This window comes from Pseudomonas berkeleyensis (assembly GCF_014109765.1).
Taxonomy (GTDB): Bacteria; Pseudomonadota; Gammaproteobacteria; order Pseudomonadales; family Pseudomonadaceae; genus Aquipseudomonas; species Aquipseudomonas berkeleyensis.
Genome location: NZ_CP059139.1, coordinates 2,286,273 through 2,303,422, shown reverse-complemented (window position 1 = coordinate 2,303,422; position 17,150 = coordinate 2,286,273). Strand labels below are relative to the sequence as shown.

The window sequence follows — 17,150 nt, the reverse complement described above, 5'->3', positions numbered from 1 at the left end:
CTTTGGCGTGGAGGTCTCGGTCTGCTTCTGGCGACTCGCGACCGATCTGCTACCGGTAGCGGGAGAAAGGTCGTAGTACCTGGGCAGTCCTTGGGCGTAGAAAAGCCCGGCACTCACTGCAAGCGCAGGACGGGCCGCACGTACCGAGAACGAAATCGTGAAGAAGGAAAACGCGCCTAAGCGGGCGACTGCGCTCCGCTGGCCAGCACACGCCAGTCGCTCACTCGCAGCAATTGTTCGTGAGCCTTGAGCAGATCGCTCGAGGTCAGCGCCTCCAACGCCTCTCGCACCCGTTGCGGGTGCACCTCGGGCAATCCGGCCAGATGCAATTGCCAGAGCTGCTCGGCACGCGGCAGGTTCGCCTGCAGCGGACGAAGCGTCTGCTGCAATGCCGCGCGGCAACCTGACAAGAGCGCGTCATCCAGCGTTGCGAGTGACTCGCGCTGCTCATCGAGAAACGCGCGGATATGGCCGAAGATGCCGGCCGCATCGCACACCGGCGACTGCAGCGCGAACAGCAGCCCACGCCGGTCCTGCACCTGACGAAAACCGGCAAACAGCGCGTAGCCGAGCTGCAGTTCGCCACGCAGCCGCTGGAAGAAGCGGCCCTGCAACAACTGCCCGAGCAGACGCCAGGCCGCCTCGGTACAGGCATCGACAGCAGGCAGCGGACAGAACAGCAACAGCGCCGCATCACTACCTGGCTGCACGGTCTGGCGCCAGGTGAGCCCCGCCCCATCGCCCCGCACCGGGGGTAGAGCGAGCAGCGGCTCGACACTCGTGCAGAGTTGGGCAAGTTGTTCCTGCTCACGCTCGCTAAAACCGACTCCCATCCCCTGCAACTCCAGCTCGCCCGAGGCTTCGCAAAGCGCTGGCAGGCGTTGCAGCAGTACCCTCAGCAGCAGCCCCTGAGAGGCCGGCTCGACCCGCTGAGCGATGGGCGCCAGCAGCAATGGCAGTATCTGCGCACTGAAGCACGGCAACAGCCTTGCCGCCCCCTGCAGAACCAGCGTCCAGCTCTCACGCTGGACACTCAGTTGGGTGACGATGCCCAAGCGCTCACCACGCTGACGGATATCGCCAATCCGCGCCTGCAAGGTGGCATCGAGTTCATCCCAAGCGCCCTCACCGTTCAACCGTCCGCGCCAGTGCAGCGCCGCCGGGCCACCGCTGCTCAGGCTGGCGTAATGACGCAGCCGGGCAGCAGGTAGAACGGCCACGGCTGGCACCTTCACCTGCAACAGTGCATCACCAGGCGGTAGACGCCAGTCGCGACGAGCAACGACGACAGGCTCCCGCGTCGGCCGAGCAGACAATGGCAGGCTCAAGCCGCTAGCGGGCCAGTCAGGCTGGGACTGTTCGCTGCACTGCAACTCGATCCAGCCCTTATCAGCCGCCATCTGTGCCAACAGGTTCTTGAGCGCTCGCAGCGTACACGCCTCATCGCACTGCGGCGCTTGCAGATGCTGCGCCAGAGCCAGGGGGCTCGCCACGAGCTGGCGCAGCGCGGCGCTCTGACGCCACTCACGCAAACGTGACGCCCAGCTCGGGTCGTCCTGTACAGACTGCAACCAGCCTTGAATGGCACCCCGCAATGCACTGCCCCGAGCGCCCTCAGCTCCGTCAAAATCGAAACGCAACAGGCATTGCCCGGCATGGCAATACAGCACCCGCACCTGCAACTGCTGACACAAGCACAGCTCACGCAACCCCGCGAGCAAGCCGCCGGGTGCGGAATCCTGCAGCGCATCGAGTAGCAGATCCAGCGCCGGCTCCAGGCCATCCGCCTGCAACTGCACGGCGCAGCCCAGGTACACACCCGCCCGGCTGTGCTGCAGGCTCAAGCGAGGCGCGCGCAACGGCAGCATAGCGGCCGGTGCCCTGCTGCCCAACTCATCGTCACCGCCTGGAGTCTGCCCGAACAGCTCTTCAACAATGGCCAGCAACTGCTCCGCCGGCTGCGGCCCGACCAGGGTCAGACGCATACGCCCGGCCTGGTAATGGCGTTGGTGATAGCCATGCAGCGCCATCTGGAATGCCGCCTGCTCGAGCGGCAGGCTCGCACGATCCCCGGCGAGAAAGTCCGCGCAACGATGACCAGCGGCCAGAGCCTGGCCTAGGGCATGATCGATGCGGCAGCCGGCATCCTGGCTACGCGCCTGATATTCGGCCTGCAGCACCTCGCGCTCGCGCGTCTGCGCCTCGACCTGCAACAGCGGCCAACGCAGCATATCCAGCAGCCGCAGCAACGCGGGTTGCAACTGCTCGGGCGCCAGCTCGAAAACGAAATCGGTATGCCGCGCCTGAGTGGAGGCATTGACCACACCGCCCTGCCCCTGGACGAAGGCCATCAAACCCTGCTCGGCAGCATAGTGACGGCTACCGAGAAACAGCAGATGTTCGAGAAAATGCGCCAACCCCGGATAGGCATGCGGCTCATCATGGCTGCCCACTGCCACTCGCAGGCAAAGCCCCACCCGCTCCGTCCAGGGCTGTTGCAGGACACGGATCTCGGCGCCATTGCTCAGGCGCCTGACAAGAACGGCTTGATCAGACATCGATTATTCTCGGGGCAGCTTGCCGCCTAGATTCCCTCCAGCACCACTGTCCGACAATGCTGCTTTGGGTCGAGTTCGATCAGCACTTTGGTCGCAAAAGCACCGAACAGCTCGTGGCGAGCGCGAAAAATTGCCAGAAGCGATGCTTCACGTCGCCCAACGATGGCCCACAGGGTTGCCGCCAAGGTGGGCAAGCGACAAAAAGCGGCAGGAGCCATTTGGGCTTGCTGTTAGAATATGCGCCCGTTTTTCACCAGCCTATCGCAGCGCACCCATGCCCCAGCAATCCAGCCGCCCCGCCGCCCTCTCACGCCGCTTCTCCGTGGCACCGATGATGGATTGGACCGACCGTCACTGCCGCTACTTCCTGCGCCAGCTGTCGCGTCATGCGCTGCTCTACACCGAGATGGTCACCACCGGCGCGCTGATCCATGGCGACCGCGAGCGCTTCCTGCGCTACAGCGAGTGCGAACACCCCATCGCGCTGCAACTGGGAGGCAGCAACCCGCAGGATCTGGCGACCTGCGCGAAGATGGCCGAAGCACACGGCTATGACGAGGTGAACCTGAACGTCGGCTGCCCCAGCGACCGGGTGCAGAACAACATGATCGGCGCCTGCCTGATGGGCCATCCCGCGCTGGTAGCCGATTGCGTGAAAGCCATGCAGGACGCCGTGAGCATTCCGGTCACGGTCAAGCATCGGATCGGCATCAACGGCCGCGACAGCTATGCAGAACTGTGCGACTTCGTTGGCCAGGTGCGCGAAGCCGGCTGCCGCAGCTTTACCGTGCACGCCCGCATCGCCATTCTCGAAGGCCTGTCGCCCAAGGAAAACCGTGAAATCCCGCCGCTGCGCTATGACATCGCCGCCCAGCTCAAGCAGGACTTCCCAGATCTGGAGATCATCCTCAACGGTGGCATCAAGACGCTGGAAGAATGCGAGCAGCACCTGCAGACCTTCGACGGCGTGATGCTCGGTCGCGAGGCCTACCACAACCCCTTCCTGCTGGCGCAGGTGGACAATCGCTTGTTCGCTGCCGAGACGACGCCCATCACCCGCATGGACGCCCTGCTCGCCCTCAAACCCTACGTCGAACAGCACCTACGCGACGGCGGCACCCTGCATCACGTCAGTCGTCACGTGCTCGGTCTGGCCCAGGGCTTCCCCGGTGCGCGGCGCTTCCGTCAGTTGCTGTCGGTGGACATCCACAAGGTGCTGGATCCGCTTGGCCTGCTCGATCAGGCCGCCGAACTGTTGCGCGGACACTGAGCCGAAATCGTCAGGCGATAACGGCTACGCCCGGTCGCCTGGATCATGCCGCCTTCCTCCATACGCCGCAGTACCTGACGCACGCTCACCAGTGACAGCGGCTCGCCGGCCTCACTGAGTTGCTGGTGCAGCTCGCGGCTGGAAATCCCCTCGTCCTCGTCGGCACCGTACAGAGCCTCAACCACTTTCTGCCGCGGCATGCTGAAGCGCAGCCCGACGGCCTGCAGCAAGGCGCGGCACTGGCGGCTGTCCGGGCCATTCTCTGTGTGGTTCAGTGAACGAGGCGGATTGTGTTGGGTCGACATGTTCGGGCTCCTTGGCTGCGTTACGAAAGCCGGACTCCACTGGCTTCGGGTATTTTTCAGTGTCTCTCCAATAAAGACGAACGAGCCGGGAAAAAACGCATACCCAAAAGGTAAATATTGTCAGTGAAGCGCCCGTTGAGCGCCCAAGGCGCCTCGGGTAAGGTCACATCATCTGCAACGACAAGGCCTCGTCATGACCTCCAAGCTGGAACAACTCAAGCAGTTCACCACCGTGGTCGCCGACACCGGTGATCTCGACGCCATCGCCCGCCTGCAACCGGTGGACGCCACCACCAACCCGTCCCTGCTGCTCAAGGCCGCAGCATTGCCGCGCTATACCGACCTGCTGCAACAGGCCGTGGACGCCGGCCAGGGCGACCTGGGCCTGGCGTGCGATCATTTCGCCGTCGCTGTCGGCCAGGAGATTCTCAAGGTCATCCCCGGGCGCATTTCCACCGAAGTGGACGCACGCTTGTCCTTCGACACCGATGCCACCCTGCGCCGCGCCGAACGCCTGATCGGCCTTTACGATCAGGCCGGTATCGGGCGCGAACGGGTGCTGATCAAGATTGCTTCGACTTGGGAAGGCATCCGCGCTGCCGAGCAACTGGAGAAAGCCGGCATCCAGACCAATCTCACCCTGCTGTTCGCCTTCGCCCAGGCCCAGGCCTGTGCCGACGCCGGGGTGTTCCTCATTTCGCCCTTCGTCGGTCGTATCTACGACTGGTACAAGAAGGCCGAAGGCCGCGACTACGTCGGCAGCGAAGATCCGGGCGTGCGCTCGGTGACGCGCATCTACGACTACTACAAGGCCAACGCCTACCAGACCGTAGTGATGGGTGCGAGCTTCCGTAATCAGGGGCAGATCGAGGCGCTGGCCGGTTGCGACCGCCTGACCATCAGCCCGGATCTGCTGCAGAAACTGGCCGATGACCAGGGCCAGCTGGAGCGCGTGCTGACGCCCGGGGCAGCCGGCGAAGCGCGTCATAGCCTCGACGAACGCGCATACCGCTGGGCCATGAACGAAGACGCCATGGCCACCGAAAAACTGGCAGAAGGCATTCGCCTGTTCGCCCGCGATCAGGAAAAACTCGAAGCGCTGCTCAGCGCCAAGGCGTGAAACGAAGAAGGGGCGCCAGCTTAGGCGGGCGCCCCTTTGGAGGAATGAGAGCCAGTACGCCCTACCAGGAAAGCGGTCAGTGGCGTTCCAGCGCACTCACCAGGTCGTGAAAGGCGGCCCGGTTGGAGTCGTTGAGCCCCATCAGGATGCGGTGAGCCTCCAGCACCTTGGCCTTTACCACTTCCTCGGACTGATCCTGCGACGGCAGATCATCCAGGCAATCCGGGCACGGCACCGGGCCCTCGACGATGTTGAACACCTGATCGAAGCCCATGGACTCGAGCAGACGGGTGATATCGTCGTGAGTGGTGACCACGGTCGGCAGCAAGCCCACCTTCTGCCGCGAGAGGATGGACAGCTTGGCCAGCAGACCGAGGGTCGTGCTGTCGATACTGCGGGTCTCGGTCAGGTCGATGACGATGGCCGAGAAATTCAACGCGGTAAAAATCTTTTCAATCGTGGCATCCAGCGCCGAACACAAGGTCAGGCGGACTTCACCGACGAATTTCAGGACGAAGGTTCCATCCTGCTCGGCAAATTGGATGCGACCGGGGCTTATCCCAGGATTCATGCAAGGTTCCTGCTCAACACCAGCAAGGCGATATCATCCGGCATCTCGCCCAGATTGGCCAGACCGAGAACTTGACGCAAACCGTCTAGGCTGCCGCCGGCCTGGCTAACTAGTTGTGGCAACGCCAATTCCTTGTCCTTGAGCGTATCGCCTGGGAGCAGGTCGAGAATGCCGTCGGACAGCAGCGTAAGACTGAAAGACTCGGGTAACGCCATTACGTAGTCGCTGTACTCTGCTTCTTCGAACAGACCGACAGGCAACCCGCGCCCCTCCAGGTAACGTGCCTGGCCACCTTCGTACAACACGGGTAAGGGCAGATGCCCGCCGATGCTGTAAGTGAACTGGCCGCTTTCTTCGTCGATCACCCCGCCCAGCATGGTCACGTGCTTGCCCAGCTTGCAGTTGATCAGGCCACGGTTGATGTGCCCGAGCACATCGGAGGGTTTGAACTCAGGCAGCGTACCGCCACGGCGCCACTCGTAGAGCAGACGCGTGGTCATGAACTTGAGCAGTACGGTGACGAACGCCGACGAAGCGCCATGCCCTGAAACGTCAGCGAGGTAGAAAGCGATACGTCGCTCGTCGATACGGAAGTAGTCGACGAAGTCACCGGACAGGTACAGAGATGGGATGATCTGGTGGGCAAAGGTCAGGCCATCGGCCTGCCAGGGCGTCACCGGCAGCATGTTCATCTGCACCTGGCGACCGGCGTTCTGGTCTTCCTGCAGCAGGTGCAGGCTGGCCTGCAGTTCGCGGTTGGTGGCTTCCAGCTTCTCGCGATAACGCTGGTTCTCCACACGCAGGCGCGAACGATCCAGAGCGCGGCGCACTGAATGCTCGAGTACCGCCAGGTCTTCCAGAGGCTTGATCAGGTAATCGGCCGCCCCCAGGCGCAAGGCTTCGACCGCGTCATTCATCACGCCCGCGCCGGACACGACGATAACCGGTACATCCACACCCAAAGCGTTGATACGACGAATCAGCTCAAGACCGTCGACCTGCGGCATGCGCAGGTCACAGATCATCAGGTCGGGGCTTTCCTGCTGGAAGACTTCCAGACCCTGCAGACCGTTGTTGGCCTGCAACACCTTGAAGCCGCTGTCCTCGAGATAGGCCGCGAGGCTCGCGCGTACGACGTCGTCGTCGTCGATGATCAGCAGAGTGGCACTGGTTTTGTGCATGGGTAATCCAGGCAAACTGCGCCGGAGCAATTGAGTTGCAGCCGAGGCGCAGCGCCGCAAAGGGGTGCCAGGGCAATTTCAAGGGGCAGACGGTACTCCCATCCGCCTGCCGATTCAAGCCGGCGCCGGTCGTCGTTCGGCGGCTTTACAGGGTAAATCGGCGAGGGTTATAAGTGCCGCGGGAAAGATCATAAGAAGAGGGTGGCGTCCATGAGTCAGAACGATCGAGCGTACAGCGAGAAACGCGACTTCATCCGCATGCGACTGGAAGCGCCAGTCACTCTGCACCACGCTGGCGGCGAAACATCAGCACTGTGCCTGGATCTGTCGAGTACCGGCATGCAAATCGAGGCGAACGTCAGCTTGAGCATGGGCGACAAAGTACGCGTCCACATCCCGTCCGACCATAGCGAACTGGCCGGTCTGGATGCCCAGGCCGAAGTGGTTCGCATCGCTGATCTGGACGATGGCAGGCAGTCTCTGGGGCTGGCCATCCTGTCGATGAGCTGAAACCAATAGCAACGAAAAAGGCGGCCAGAGGCCGCCTTTTTTCATGGCTAACGCCTTAGAAGTCGTCTTCGACCTCACCGTCCTTGACCTTGAACTCACGGCTCTGCAGGTAGGCGTTACGGATGAAGATGTACTTGTCACCGCTGATCAGACGCTCGGCCGACAGCAGGCTGGCACGGGTGTCGATGATCTCCACGCCCATGGCTACGTTACGGGTCGGCACGTGATCCATGTACGGATACGGGGTGAGGAAGCTGTCAGGCACCCGCCCAGTGGCATCACGTACGGTGCTGGGGCCGAGGAACGGAATCACCAGATACGGGCCGCTGTTCAAACCCCAGACACCCAGGGTCTGACCGAAGTCCTCGTCGTTCTTCTGCAGGCCCATGTGCTTGGCCACGTCGAAGAAGCCCAGCAAGCCGAAGGTGGTGTTGAAGATCAGACGGCCGGTATCGACACCGGCGTTGTGCAGTTTGCCTTGCAGCACGTTGTTGGCCAGGTTGCCCACATCGCCGATGTTGCCGAAGACATTGTGTATGCCATCTTCCAGAAACTGTGGGGTTACGGCCTGATAGCCCTGCGCGATCGGTTTCAGCGCATAGGTATCGAGGGTATCGTTGAAGCGGAAGATCGGGCGATTGAAGCTCTCCCAAGGATCTTCTTCCGAAGCGGCCTGGCTCACGGCAGGCATCAAGCTCAGGCCAACGAGCGCCATCAGGCTGCCCAGGCGCGCGACCCAGCGAGCACCAATCACATGCATTGAAATCTCTCCTTGAGGAAAATAATGTGGCCACCGCCAGCGGCCCGAAGACCGCGTAGTATAAAGCCTGGAGCCCCGCTTGGGCAGCATAGTGAACAAATGCGATGACCGATAAGACTCTGCTACATACTGCGCGTATCCCCGTACGCTGGGGCGACATGGACAGCTACGGGCACGTCAACAACATCATCTACATGCAATATCTGGAAGAAGCTCGGGTAGCCTGGTTCAAGCTGGCCGGGGTAGCGATGAGCAACGTGCCATTCGGCCCGGTGGTACTGCAAACCCAGCACACCTATCTCAAGCCCGTGGTGCACCCTGCCACCGTAGTGGTCGAGTTGCGTGCTGGCGCGGTTGGCCGCAGCAGCCTGGTGATCGAGCACAGGCTGACGACCGTGGAAGATCCACAGACGGTTTACGGCGAGGGCTACTGCAAGCTGGTGTGGATCGATCATGCCAAAGGTAATTCCGTGGCGCTGCCTGAGCATGTGCGCGCCTTGTTCAGCGTCATCTGACGGTCATATTGCGGTCATCCGCTGGCGCTAGATTGGGTGAGGCCACTGCCACGGATGCCCCCATGCCCCACGCTTCCCCAACCGCCCTGATCTTCGAGCTTTCCGGCTGCCTGGTCGATTTCGGTGCCCGGACGTTGCCAGTCGCGCTGCAACGCCTATATCCGCAGCGCGAACGCCCTGCCCTCGCCAGCACGGCCGAACAGGCCCTGGCCAGCATGCTGGGAACGACTCCCGACACTGCCCAACTGCAGGATCTGCAGCAGATGCTCAGCGAAGTGGCCGACGAGCATAGCGAACTGACACCCGGCGCCGCTCAACTGCTCGCCGCACTGTACGCCGACGGCATACCCTGCGCCTGGCTCGATGCCCTACCCCCCGATGCCAGCCTGCGTTTGGCCGAGGCCTTGCCGACACCTGTCAAAGCCGTGCTCACCCACCAGGCCAGGCCCTGGCCGGCTCCAGACAGCTGCTGGCAGGCCCTGAGTCAGTTGGGTGTGCAGCGCCTGGAAGGCTGCATTCTGGTCAGCGGCAACCCGCTGCTACTACAAGCCGGGCTCAATGCCGGCTGCTGGACGATCGGCCTGGCCGCCTGCGGCCCGCTGTGCGGCTATGCACCCGCCGACTGGCAGGCACTGGATGCGAGCGAGCAGGAACGTCTACGCGCCGAAGCCACGCTGCTGCTCTACCGGCTAGGCGTGCATGCGGTGGTCGACCATCTAGAGGCGATAGGCGCCAGCCTTGAAGACATCGGGCTACGTCGGCAGAAAGGCGAAAAGCCCTGACACATTTGACCCGAGTCAGGCAAAGCCGGCGTGCTTGAATTACCCTGCAGGTACGGGCTGAAAACTTCCGGCAGCGCCAGGGGTCAATGCCTATGCCTATTCGATAAGGGAGAACTCTATGCCAGCGAATGACCTGCAGCAGCAACTGGAAGCCCTTCACCAGCACCTGGCCCAGGACACGCCGCTCAGCGAAGAAGAACGGGCATCGCTTTACCTTCTGACCCAGGAGATCGAAGTGCAGCTGGCGCGTGAAGCCGCAGCAGCGCCCGATGCCACGCTGGTCGATGGCGTCAACCTGGCAGTGGAACGCTTCGAAGCCAGCCACCCGACACTTGCCGGTACCCTGCGCAACATCATGCAAAGCCTGGCCAACATGGGTATCTGAATGCACCAGCCCTGGCAGAAGCCGGGGTATCACTCAAAATGCCGCCACCCCTGCCGGGCTGGCGGCATTTTCATGCGCTACTGACGCACCAGACGCCCGTTTTCCGGGACGATGGCGGCGGTGCTGCGGTACGGATTGATGTCCAGGCCACCGCGGCGCACGTAACGCGCATAAACGGTCAGGGATTGCGGCTGCAGCAGACGCTGCAGATCGAGAAAGATGCGCTCCACGCACTGCTCGTGGAAGTCCGCGTGCTGGCGGAAACTCACCAGATAAGCCAGCAGGCTGGCGTGATCCAGCGCCGCGCCACGGTATTGCACGACCAGGCTGCCCCAATCCGGCTGACCGGTGACCGGACAGTTGGACTTGAGCAGATGGCTGTGCAGGCTCTCCTCCACCACGCGCTCGGCATCACAGCGCAGCAGCTCCGGCTGCGGGTGGTCGTACTGGCTGACGCTGACCTCCAGCTCATCGATGCATTGGCCCGGCAGCGTTGCCACGCCCTCGCCCGCCACCTCGGCCAGCGAGCGCAGGCGCACCGCCACCGGCTTGCCGGCTACCGCCGACAGATCGCGCGCCAGCGTCGCCTGTAGCTCATCCCAGCTGGCAAATACCGTCTGGTTCAGCGAGTTGAGGTAGAGCTTGAAGGACTTCGATTCGATGATGTTCGGCGAATCCGCCGGGATGGCGAACTCGCCGATCGCCACCACGGGCTTGCCAGACGGCAACAGCCAGGAAAGTTCGTAGCAGTTCCAGTAGTCCACGCCCTGATACGGAAGGCTCGCGCCATCCAGGCCCAGCTCTACCCACTTGGTGGCGCGTGAGATGGGGAACAGCAGCTCGGGGCTGTACTCGGCGATGTACTGGCTGGACTTGCCCAGCGGGGAATGTTCGGCAGGGTGCTGCATGGCGCGCAATCCAGGGTAGCGAAAAACCGGGCGAGTTTAACGGGTTGGCCGGCCAGTCGCACGCACCAAACCAGATGCAACCTCGTCGTAGGGTGCGCCACGCGCACCGGCAGTTTACAAAGCCAACACCATGGGAGTGGGCTGTAACCGCAGCCAAAGGCGCACCGCTAAAGCGCCTTCCACAACATCAAGCGTCGACCTGCACGGTCGAGAAAGCCGGTGCGCGCGGCGCACCCTACGCGGCGGCCGGCTCGTCCTCGATCACCCGCAGCGGCGCCCAACGGCGCAGCAGCAGGTACAGCGCGGGGATCACGTAAAGGGTGAAGAAGGTGCCCACGATCAGCCCGCCAACGATCACCAGGCCGATCTGCTGGCGGCTCTCGGCGCCTGCACCGGTGGCGATGGCCAGCGGCAACGAGCCGAGCACCATGGCGCCAGTGGTCATCAGGATCGGCCGCAGGCGCTGTACCGAGGCTTCGATCACTGCAGCGCGTAGCTCCCTGCCCTCACGCAGCAGGTGGTTGGCGAACTCGACGATAAGGATGCCGTGCTTGGTGATCAGGCCGATCAGCGTCACCAGGCCGATCTGCGAATAGATATTCAGCGTGCCGCCGAATAGCGTCAGGGCGAGCAAGGCGCCAGCCATCGACAAGGGCACGCTGAAGAGGATGATCAGTGGGTCGCTGAAACTCTCGAACTGCGCGGCGAGCACCAGGAAGATGAACGCCAGAGCCAGGGCGAAGATCAGCACGATGCCCGAGCTGGACTCCTTGAAGTCACGCGAGGTGCCGGTGTAGTCGTACTGGGTTTCCGGCGGGAATACCTCGCGGGCGCCAGTCTCCAGATAGTCCAACGCCTCACCCAGGGTGTAACCGGTGCCGACGTTGGCGCTGATGGTCACTGCGCGCAACTGGTTGAAGTGGTTGAGTTCGCGCGGCGCCACCGTCTCGCGTACCGAGATCAGGTTGGACAGTTGCACCATGCCGCCGTCACGGTCACGCACGTAGACGCGATCCAGATCCTGCGGATTGCTGCGGTCGATGTCCTGCAGTTGCACCAGCACATCGTACTGTTCGCCGTTCTGTTTGAAACGGGTGACCTGGCGACTGCCGAACAGGCTTTCCAGGCTGCGACCGATCACCGACACATCGGTGCCGACCGCCACCGCCTGCTCACGGTTGACGGTGATCTTGAGCTGCGGCGAGTTGAGCTTGAGGTCGCTGTCCAGCCCTTCGAGGCCCGGATAATCGCGCATGCGCTCCATCAACTGGTCGACATAACCCTGCAGCTCGGCGTACTCCATGGACGAGCGGATGACGAAGTTGATCGGCTGGTTGCGCGCACTCTGCCCCAACGGCGGTCGGTTGACCGGCGTGACGCGCATGCCGGCGATATCCTGCAACTGCGGCAGCAGTTCGTTGCGGATCTCGAACTGGCTGCGTGAACGCTCGCCCCAATCCTCCAGCTTCATGAAGGAAATACCCTGCGCCACCGTGGGGAAGCCGGCGATCATCAGGTAGCGGTTGGTCTCGGGAATGCTGGCGTAGGCCGCCTCCACCTCGCGGGCATAGCGCGCCGTGTAATCGATGGTGGCGCCATCCGGCCCGTTGAACACGCCGACGATTGTGCCGGTATCCTCGGTCGGCGCCAGCTCCGAGCGCAGGCCACCGAACAGCCAGGCGCACAGCACGAAGGCCCCGAGCAATACGCCAAGCACCAGCGGCCAGGCGCGCAGGGCGCGATCCAGGCTGTGCTTGTAGCTGTAGGTCAGGCCGTTGAGAAAGCCTTCGATCAGGTTGTACACCCGACCATGCTGCTCGCCCGGCTGATGCGGCTTGAGTAACACCGCACACATCATCGGCGTCAGGGTCAGGGCGACGAAGCCGGACACCAGCACCGAACCGGCCAGCGTCCAGGCGAACTCGGTGAACAGCTTGCCGGTGGTGCCCTGCATGAAACCGATGGGGGCGAACACCGCCGCCAGGGTCAGGGTCATGGCGATCACCGCGAAGGCGATCTCACGACTGCCCTTGAAGGCCGCCTGCATGGGTTTCATACCCGCCTCGATATGGCGGTGGATGTTCTCCAGCATGACGATGGCGTCGTCCACCACCAGACCGATGGCCAGCACCATGGCCAGCAGGGTCAGGGTGTTGATGGTGAAGCCCATCAGCGACATCAGGGCGAAGGCGCCGATCAGCGACACCGGAATGGTCACCAGCGGGATCAGGGTCGCGCGCAGCGAGCGCAGGAAGATGAAGATGATCAGGATGACCAGCGCCACCGCTTCCCAGATGGTGGTGAAGACGTTGTCGATGGATTCGCGGATGAACTGCGAGTTGTCGTTGGCCACCGTCATCTTCATGCCGTCGGGCAACAACGCCTTGATCTCGGGCCAGGCGGCCTGGAGCCCATCGGAAATGTCCAGCGGGTTGGCCGTGGCCTGTTTGACCAGGCCCAGAGTCACCGCCGGCAGGCCGTTGAAGCGCACCACGGTGCGCTCGTCGCGCGGCCCCACTTCGGCGCGACCGACATCGGACAGGCGCAGCAGGTAGCCCTGCGAGTCATCGAGAATCAGCTCGTTGAACTGCTCCGGGGTACGCAGATCGGTTTCCGACAGCACGCTGAACTCACGCTCGCGCGACTCGATGCGCCCAGCCGGGATTTCCACGTTCTGCCGGCGCAGGGCGTCTTCCACGTCCTGCACGGTAAGGTTGTGCGCGGCGAGCTTCTCCGGGTCGAGCCAGATACGCATGGAGAAGGTGCGCGCACCGCGCACCTGCACTTCGGAAACGCCAGGAATGGTCTGCAGGCGATCCTTGATCACCCGCTCCAGCACGTCGGTGATCTCCATGGCGCTGTGCTGCTGACTGTGGAAGGCGATCCACACCACCGGTTGAGCGTCGGCCTCGACCTTCTGCACGATGGGCTCGTCGACCTCGTCCGGCAGCAGGTTGCGCACCCGGCCGAGGCGATCACGCACGTCGTTGGCCGCCTCGTCGGCGCTGCGGCCAAGACGGAACTGCGCGGTGATCTGGGTGTTTTCCGCGCGGCTGATGGACGTGACGAAATCCAGGCCCTCGATCCCCGAGAGTACGTCCTCCACCGGCTGCGCCACCTGCGACTCCATGATCTCCGGGCTGGCGCCGGGATAGGTGACCTGCACGGTGACGATGGGCACATCGATATTGGGGTATTCGCGCACATTGAGGCGGTCGTAGGCCATCAGGCCCAGCAGCACCACGATCAGCGACAGGACGGTGGCGAATACCGGCCGGCGGATGCAGACATCCGACAGCGTCACGGCTGGCGCTCCCCGCTCTTGGTACGCACGCTCAGGCCTTCACGCACGCGCTGCCAGCCGGCGCTGATGACAGTTTCGTCGCCCTGCAACCCTTCACGCACTTCCACCAGGCCGTCGAAGCGCTTACCCAGCACCACCTCGCGGCGCTCGACCTGGTCATTGACCACTAGGTTGACCAGCAGCTTGTCGCCCTGCGGCATCACCGCTTCTTCCGGAATCACCAACGCCTGCGGCCGCTCTTCGAGGATCACCGAAACGCGAACGAACTGGCCTGGACGCAGGCGACGGTCGTCGTTACCGATATGCGCACGGATCGCCTGGCTACGCCCGGCTTCGTCCAGGCGCGGGTTGATGGCGAAGATTTCGCCGCGAAAGCGTTCATCCGGGTAAGTGTCGAGGGTGATTTCCACGGTCTGTCCCAGGCGCACCTGCGACACGGCCTTCTGCGGGATACGGAAATCGACCTTGAGCGGATCGAGCACTTCCAGGTTGACGATGTTCTGCCCGGCGCTGAGGTAGTCGCCGACGCTGGCCTGGCGCAGGCCGAGCACACCATCGTAGGGCGCCTTGATCTGGGTCTTGTCGAGTCGCGCCTGGGCCAGTGCCAGGCTGGCGCGCGCGGCCTGTTGCTGACTCTGCGCCTCGTCTAGCGCCTGGGCATTGCTGGCGCCGCGCTGGAATAGCATCTGCGCGCGCTGATGGTTCTTTTCCGCAAGGTCGAGATTGGCGCGAGCCTGGGCGAATTCGGCGCGGGTGATGGCATCGTCGAGGCTGACCAGCAGATCGCCGGTCGTCACCGCCTGGCCCTCGCGAAAATGCAGCGTCGCCAGGCGACCCTCAACTTCCGGGCGAATCATCACCGACTCGTCGGAACGCAGCGAGCCGAAGGTGATCAGCTCGTCGCGTACCTCCATCTGCCGCACCGCCACGACCTCGACCATCGGGCCTTCGGCTGCACTCACAGGCGCAGCGAACACACCCAGCAACAACCATGGAAGAGCACGCAACAGCACGGTCATGATCAGCCCCTTTTCTCGGTAGAGGCGGAGTCTAACCGGCTGCTCGGTTACTGACAGCTGCGCAAGTTATTTCCCTATGTTTTTTCGGTCGCCACCACGCCCCGTAGGAGCGGCTTCAGCCGCGAGCGTCAACCGTAGCTCGGATGACACAAGCATGTAGCCGCGGCTTGCGCCGCGAAAATCGCGGATGAATCCGCTCCCACAAAAGCGTCACTGACGCATGCCTCGGCCGCTGACCAGCAGACGAATGCACAGCGCATAAAGCACAGCGGTAGCCAGCAGCATGAAGCCAATGGCCACACCGATACGGATGTCGGAAACCCCGAGAATGCCGTAACGGAAGGCGTTGACCATGTGCAGGATGGGGTTGCCCAGCGACACCGCCTGCCAGAACGGCGGCAACAGGGTGATGGAATAGAACACCCCGCCCAGGTAGGTCAGCGGCGTCAGCACGAAGGTCGGGATGATCGAAATATCGTCGAAGTTGCGCGCATACACTGCGTTGACGAAGCCGCCGAGGGAAAAGATGGTCGCGGTCAGCAGCACCACCAGCACGGTCACACCCAGGTGATGTACCTGCAAGTGGGTGAAGAACAACGACAGCAGCGTGACGATGAAGCCCACGGCCAGCCCGCGCAGCACACCGCCGACGACGAAACCGATGAGGATGGTGTGCGGCGAGACCGGCGAGACCAGCAGCTCCTCGACATTACGCTGGAACTTGCTGCCGAAGAAGCTCGACACCACGTTGCCGTAGCTGTTGGTGATCACCGACATCATGATCAGCCCTGGCACGATGTACTCCATGTAGGTGAAGCCACCCATGTCACCGATCTGCCGGCCGATCAGATTGCCGAAGATGACGAAGTACAGAACCATGGTGATCGCTGGCGGCAGCAAGGTCTGCGGCCAGATCCGCACGAAACGGCGCACCTCGCGGTGAACGATGGTGCGCAGGGCTACCAGGTTGGCGGCGAATTCGCTGTTGAGGTACTGAGAGGTCATAGCGCCACCTTGGCCAGGTTCTTTTCCACCAGAGAGACGAACAGCTCCTCCAGGCGATTGCTCTTGTTACGCAGGCTGAGCACCTCGACCTGCTGTTGCGCCAGTTGCTGGAACAGCGCATTCAGGCCCTGGCTCTTCTCCACCTGCACCTCCAGGGTGTGGTGGTCGATCAGGCGCGCGGGATAGCCTTGCAGCTCCGGCACGGTGCTATAGGAATCCTTGAGATCGAAGAGAAAGGTCTCGACGTGCAGCTTTTTCAGCAGATCCTTCATGCTGCTCAGCTCGACGATACGACCGTGGTCGATGATGCCGATGTTGCGACAGAGCTGCTCGGCCTCCTCCAGATAGTGGGTGGTGAGGATGATGGTGGTGCCCTGCTTGTTCAGGTCAGTGAGGAAGCTCCACATCGAACGGCGCAACTCGATGTCCACGCCAGCGGTCGGCTCGTCGAGGATCAGCAGGCGCGGCTGGTGCACCAGCGCACGGGCGATCATCAGGCGGCGTTTCATGCCACCGGAAAGCTCGCGCGAGGCCACATCACGCTTGTCCCACAGGCCGAGCTGGGTCAGATACTGCTCGGCGCGCTCCTTGGCGATGGAGCGCGGAATGCCGTAGTAACCGGCCTGGGTGACGACGATGTCGAACACCTTCTCGAACTGGTTGAAATTGAATTCCTGCGGCACCACGCCCAGGCAGCGCTTGAGCGCGTAGGGCTCGCGGTCGAGGTCGTGGCCGAACACGCTGACCGTGCCGCCGCTCTTGTTCACCAGCGTGGAAAGCACGCCGATGGTGGTGGACTTGCCGGCGCCATTGGGGCCGAGCAAGGCGAAGAAGTCACCTTCGGCGACGTCCAGATCGATGCCGTGCAGGGCCTGGAAGCCGTTGCCGTAGGTCTTGGTCAGCTGCCGAATGGACAGAGCAGTTGTCATGACGTGCCTTTGCGCAATGAATAGAAGT

The 17,150-nt window shown here is 62.8% G+C and carries 16 protein-coding genes; 6 read left to right on the top strand and 10 right to left on the bottom strand.

What is annotated here, in order from left to right:
• Positions 1 to 176: 176 nt before the first annotated feature.
• Positions 177 to 2,558 carry a pyrroloquinoline quinone biosynthesis protein PqqF gene (pqqF, locus tag HS968_RS10810; RefSeq protein WP_182371238.1) on the bottom strand — a complete coding sequence of 794 codons (2,382 nt, stop codon included), beginning with the start codon at positions 2,556 to 2,558 and terminating at the stop codon, positions 177 to 179.
• Between the two features lie 274 nt (positions 2,559 to 2,832).
• On the opposite strand from pqqF, the gene dusA reads away from it, so the two are divergent.
• Positions 2,833 to 3,828 (top strand): tRNA dihydrouridine(20/20a) synthase DusA, encoded by a 996-nt coding sequence (gene dusA / locus HS968_RS10805; RefSeq protein WP_182371237.1) that lies wholly within the window; start codon positions 2,833 to 2,835, stop codon positions 3,826 to 3,828.
• Here the strand turns inward: dusA and HS968_RS10800 are convergent.
• On the bottom strand, positions 3,798 to 4,133 hold the full coding sequence (locus HS968_RS10800) for a transcriptional repressor (RefSeq protein ID WP_182371236.1): 336 nt from the start codon (positions 4,131 to 4,133) through the stop codon (positions 3,798 to 3,800). The two genes, dusA and HS968_RS10800, sit on opposite strands and share 31 nt — an antisense overlap.
• Positions 4,134 to 4,326: 193 nt before the next feature.
• Between HS968_RS10800 and tal the strand changes: the two genes are divergently transcribed.
• Complete coding sequence (gene tal / locus HS968_RS10795) at positions 4,327 to 5,253, top strand: transaldolase (protein ID WP_182371235.1); 927 nt, start codon at positions 4,327 to 4,329, stop codon at positions 5,251 to 5,253.
• Positions 5,254 to 5,329: 76 nt separating this feature from the next.
• Here tal and rssC read toward each other — a convergent pair whose 3' ends face one another.
• Together rssC and rssB are read right to left on the bottom strand one after the other, a co-directional pair.
• The gene (gene rssC / locus HS968_RS10790; RefSeq protein ID WP_119695139.1) at positions 5,330 to 5,812 is read right to left on the bottom strand and encodes an anti-sigma factor antagonist RssC; all 483 of its coding nucleotides are present in this window, start codon (positions 5,810 to 5,812) and stop codon (positions 5,330 to 5,332) included.
• Between the two features lie 8 nt (positions 5,813 to 5,820).
• Positions 5,821 to 7,005, bottom strand: a complete 1,185-nt coding sequence (rssB, locus tag HS968_RS10785) for a two-component system response regulator RssB (RefSeq protein WP_182371234.1) — start codon at positions 7,003 to 7,005, stop codon at positions 5,821 to 5,823.
• Between the two features lie 210 nt (positions 7,006 to 7,215).
• Here rssB and HS968_RS10780 point away from each other — a divergent pair, with 210 nt between their 5' ends.
• Positions 7,216 to 7,515, top strand: coding sequence for a PilZ domain-containing protein (locus HS968_RS10780; protein ID WP_106736013.1), 300 nt, complete (start codon positions 7,216 to 7,218; stop codon positions 7,513 to 7,515).
• A gap of 55 nt (positions 7,516 to 7,570) precedes the next feature.
• Here the strand turns inward: HS968_RS10780 and HS968_RS10775 are convergent, their stop codons facing one another.
• Complete coding sequence (locus HS968_RS10775) at positions 7,571 to 8,275, bottom strand: MlaA family lipoprotein (RefSeq protein ID WP_182371233.1); 705 nt, start codon at positions 8,273 to 8,275, stop codon at positions 7,571 to 7,573.
• 104 nt (positions 8,276 to 8,379) lie between these two features.
• Between HS968_RS10775 and HS968_RS10770 the strand changes: the two genes are divergently transcribed.
• From HS968_RS10770 to HS968_RS10760, 3 genes are all read left to right on the top strand, one after another.
• Positions 8,380 to 8,790, top strand: coding sequence for an acyl-CoA thioesterase (locus HS968_RS10770; protein ID WP_182371232.1), 411 nt, complete (start codon positions 8,380 to 8,382; stop codon positions 8,788 to 8,790).
• Between the two features lie 62 nt (positions 8,791 to 8,852).
• Positions 8,853 to 9,572: an HAD family phosphatase gene (locus tag HS968_RS10765; protein ID WP_182371231.1), complete on the top strand. Its 720-nt coding sequence runs from the start codon at positions 8,853 to 8,855 to the stop codon at positions 9,570 to 9,572.
• Positions 9,573 to 9,690: 118 nt separating this feature from the next.
• Entirely contained in the window at positions 9,691 to 9,957 is a 267-nt protein-coding gene (locus tag HS968_RS10760; protein ID WP_106736019.1) for a DUF4404 family protein, read from the top strand.
• 77 nt (positions 9,958 to 10,034) lie between these two features.
• On the opposite strand, the gene queF is transcribed toward HS968_RS10760, so the two are convergent.
• The 5 genes from queF to HS968_RS10735 form a co-directional block, all read right to left on the bottom strand.
• Complete coding sequence (gene queF, locus HS968_RS10755; RefSeq protein ID WP_182371230.1) at positions 10,035 to 10,865, bottom strand: NADPH-dependent 7-cyano-7-deazaguanine reductase QueF; 831 nt, start codon at positions 10,863 to 10,865, stop codon at positions 10,035 to 10,037.
• A 235-nt stretch (positions 10,866 to 11,100) separates the two neighbouring features.
• Complete coding sequence (locus tag HS968_RS10750; protein WP_182371229.1) at positions 11,101 to 14,169, bottom strand: efflux RND transporter permease subunit; 3,069 nt, start codon at positions 14,167 to 14,169, stop codon at positions 11,101 to 11,103.
• Positions 14,166 to 15,188, bottom strand: a complete 1,023-nt coding sequence (locus HS968_RS10745) for an efflux RND transporter periplasmic adaptor subunit (RefSeq protein WP_119695103.1) — start codon at positions 15,186 to 15,188, stop codon at positions 14,166 to 14,168. Before HS968_RS10745 ends, HS968_RS10750 begins: the two co-directional genes overlap by 4 nt.
• Positions 15,189 to 15,398: 210 nt before the next feature.
• Entirely contained in the window at positions 15,399 to 16,193 is a 795-nt protein-coding gene (locus tag HS968_RS10740) for an ABC transporter permease (RefSeq protein ID WP_119695102.1), read from the bottom strand.
• Positions 16,190 to 17,122 carry an ABC transporter ATP-binding protein gene (locus HS968_RS10735; RefSeq protein WP_182371228.1) on the bottom strand — a complete coding sequence of 311 codons (933 nt, stop codon included), beginning with the start codon at positions 17,120 to 17,122 and terminating at the stop codon, positions 16,190 to 16,192. The genes HS968_RS10740 and HS968_RS10735 overlap by 4 nt, the downstream gene beginning before the upstream one ends.
• Positions 17,123 to 17,150: the final 28 nt, after the last annotated feature.

Excerpts from the sequence above, each read along its gene's own strand:
- pqqF (WP_182371238.1), bottom strand. The coding sequence starts at position 2,558 with ATGTCTGATCAAGCCGTTCTTGTCAGGCGCCTGAGCAATGGCGCCGAG.
- dusA (WP_182371237.1), top strand. The coding sequence starts at position 2,833 with ATGCCCCAGCAATCCAGCCGCCCCGCCGCCCTCTCACGCCGCTTCTCC.
- HS968_RS10800 (WP_182371236.1), bottom strand. The coding sequence starts at position 4,133 with ATGTCGACCCAACACAATCCGCCTCGTTCACTGAACCACACAGAGAAT.
- tal (WP_182371235.1), top strand. The coding sequence starts at position 4,327 with ATGACCTCCAAGCTGGAACAACTCAAGCAGTTCACCACCGTGGTCGCC.
- rssB (WP_182371234.1), bottom strand. The coding sequence starts at position 7,005 with ATGCACAAAACCAGTGCCACTCTGCTGATCATCGACGACGACGACGTC.
- HS968_RS10780 (WP_106736013.1), top strand. The coding sequence starts at position 7,216 with ATGAGTCAGAACGATCGAGCGTACAGCGAGAAACGCGACTTCATCCGC.
- HS968_RS10775 (WP_182371233.1), bottom strand. The coding sequence starts at position 8,275 with ATGCATGTGATTGGTGCTCGCTGGGTCGCGCGCCTGGGCAGCCTGATG.
- HS968_RS10770 (WP_182371232.1), top strand. The coding sequence starts at position 8,380 with ATGACCGATAAGACTCTGCTACATACTGCGCGTATCCCCGTACGCTGG.
- HS968_RS10765 (WP_182371231.1), top strand. The coding sequence starts at position 8,853 with ATGCCCCACGCTTCCCCAACCGCCCTGATCTTCGAGCTTTCCGGCTGC.
- HS968_RS10760 (WP_106736019.1), top strand. The coding sequence starts at position 9,691 with ATGCCAGCGAATGACCTGCAGCAGCAACTGGAAGCCCTTCACCAGCAC.
- queF (WP_182371230.1), bottom strand. The coding sequence starts at position 10,865 with ATGCAGCACCCTGCCGAACATTCCCCGCTGGGCAAGTCCAGCCAGTAC.
- HS968_RS10745 (WP_119695103.1), bottom strand. The coding sequence starts at position 15,188 with ATGACCGTGCTGTTGCGTGCTCTTCCATGGTTGTTGCTGGGTGTGTTC.
- HS968_RS10740 (WP_119695102.1), bottom strand. The coding sequence starts at position 16,193 with ATGACCTCTCAGTACCTCAACAGCGAATTCGCCGCCAACCTGGTAGCC.
- HS968_RS10735 (WP_182371228.1), bottom strand. The coding sequence starts at position 17,122 with ATGACAACTGCTCTGTCCATTCGGCAGCTGACCAAGACCTACGGCAAC.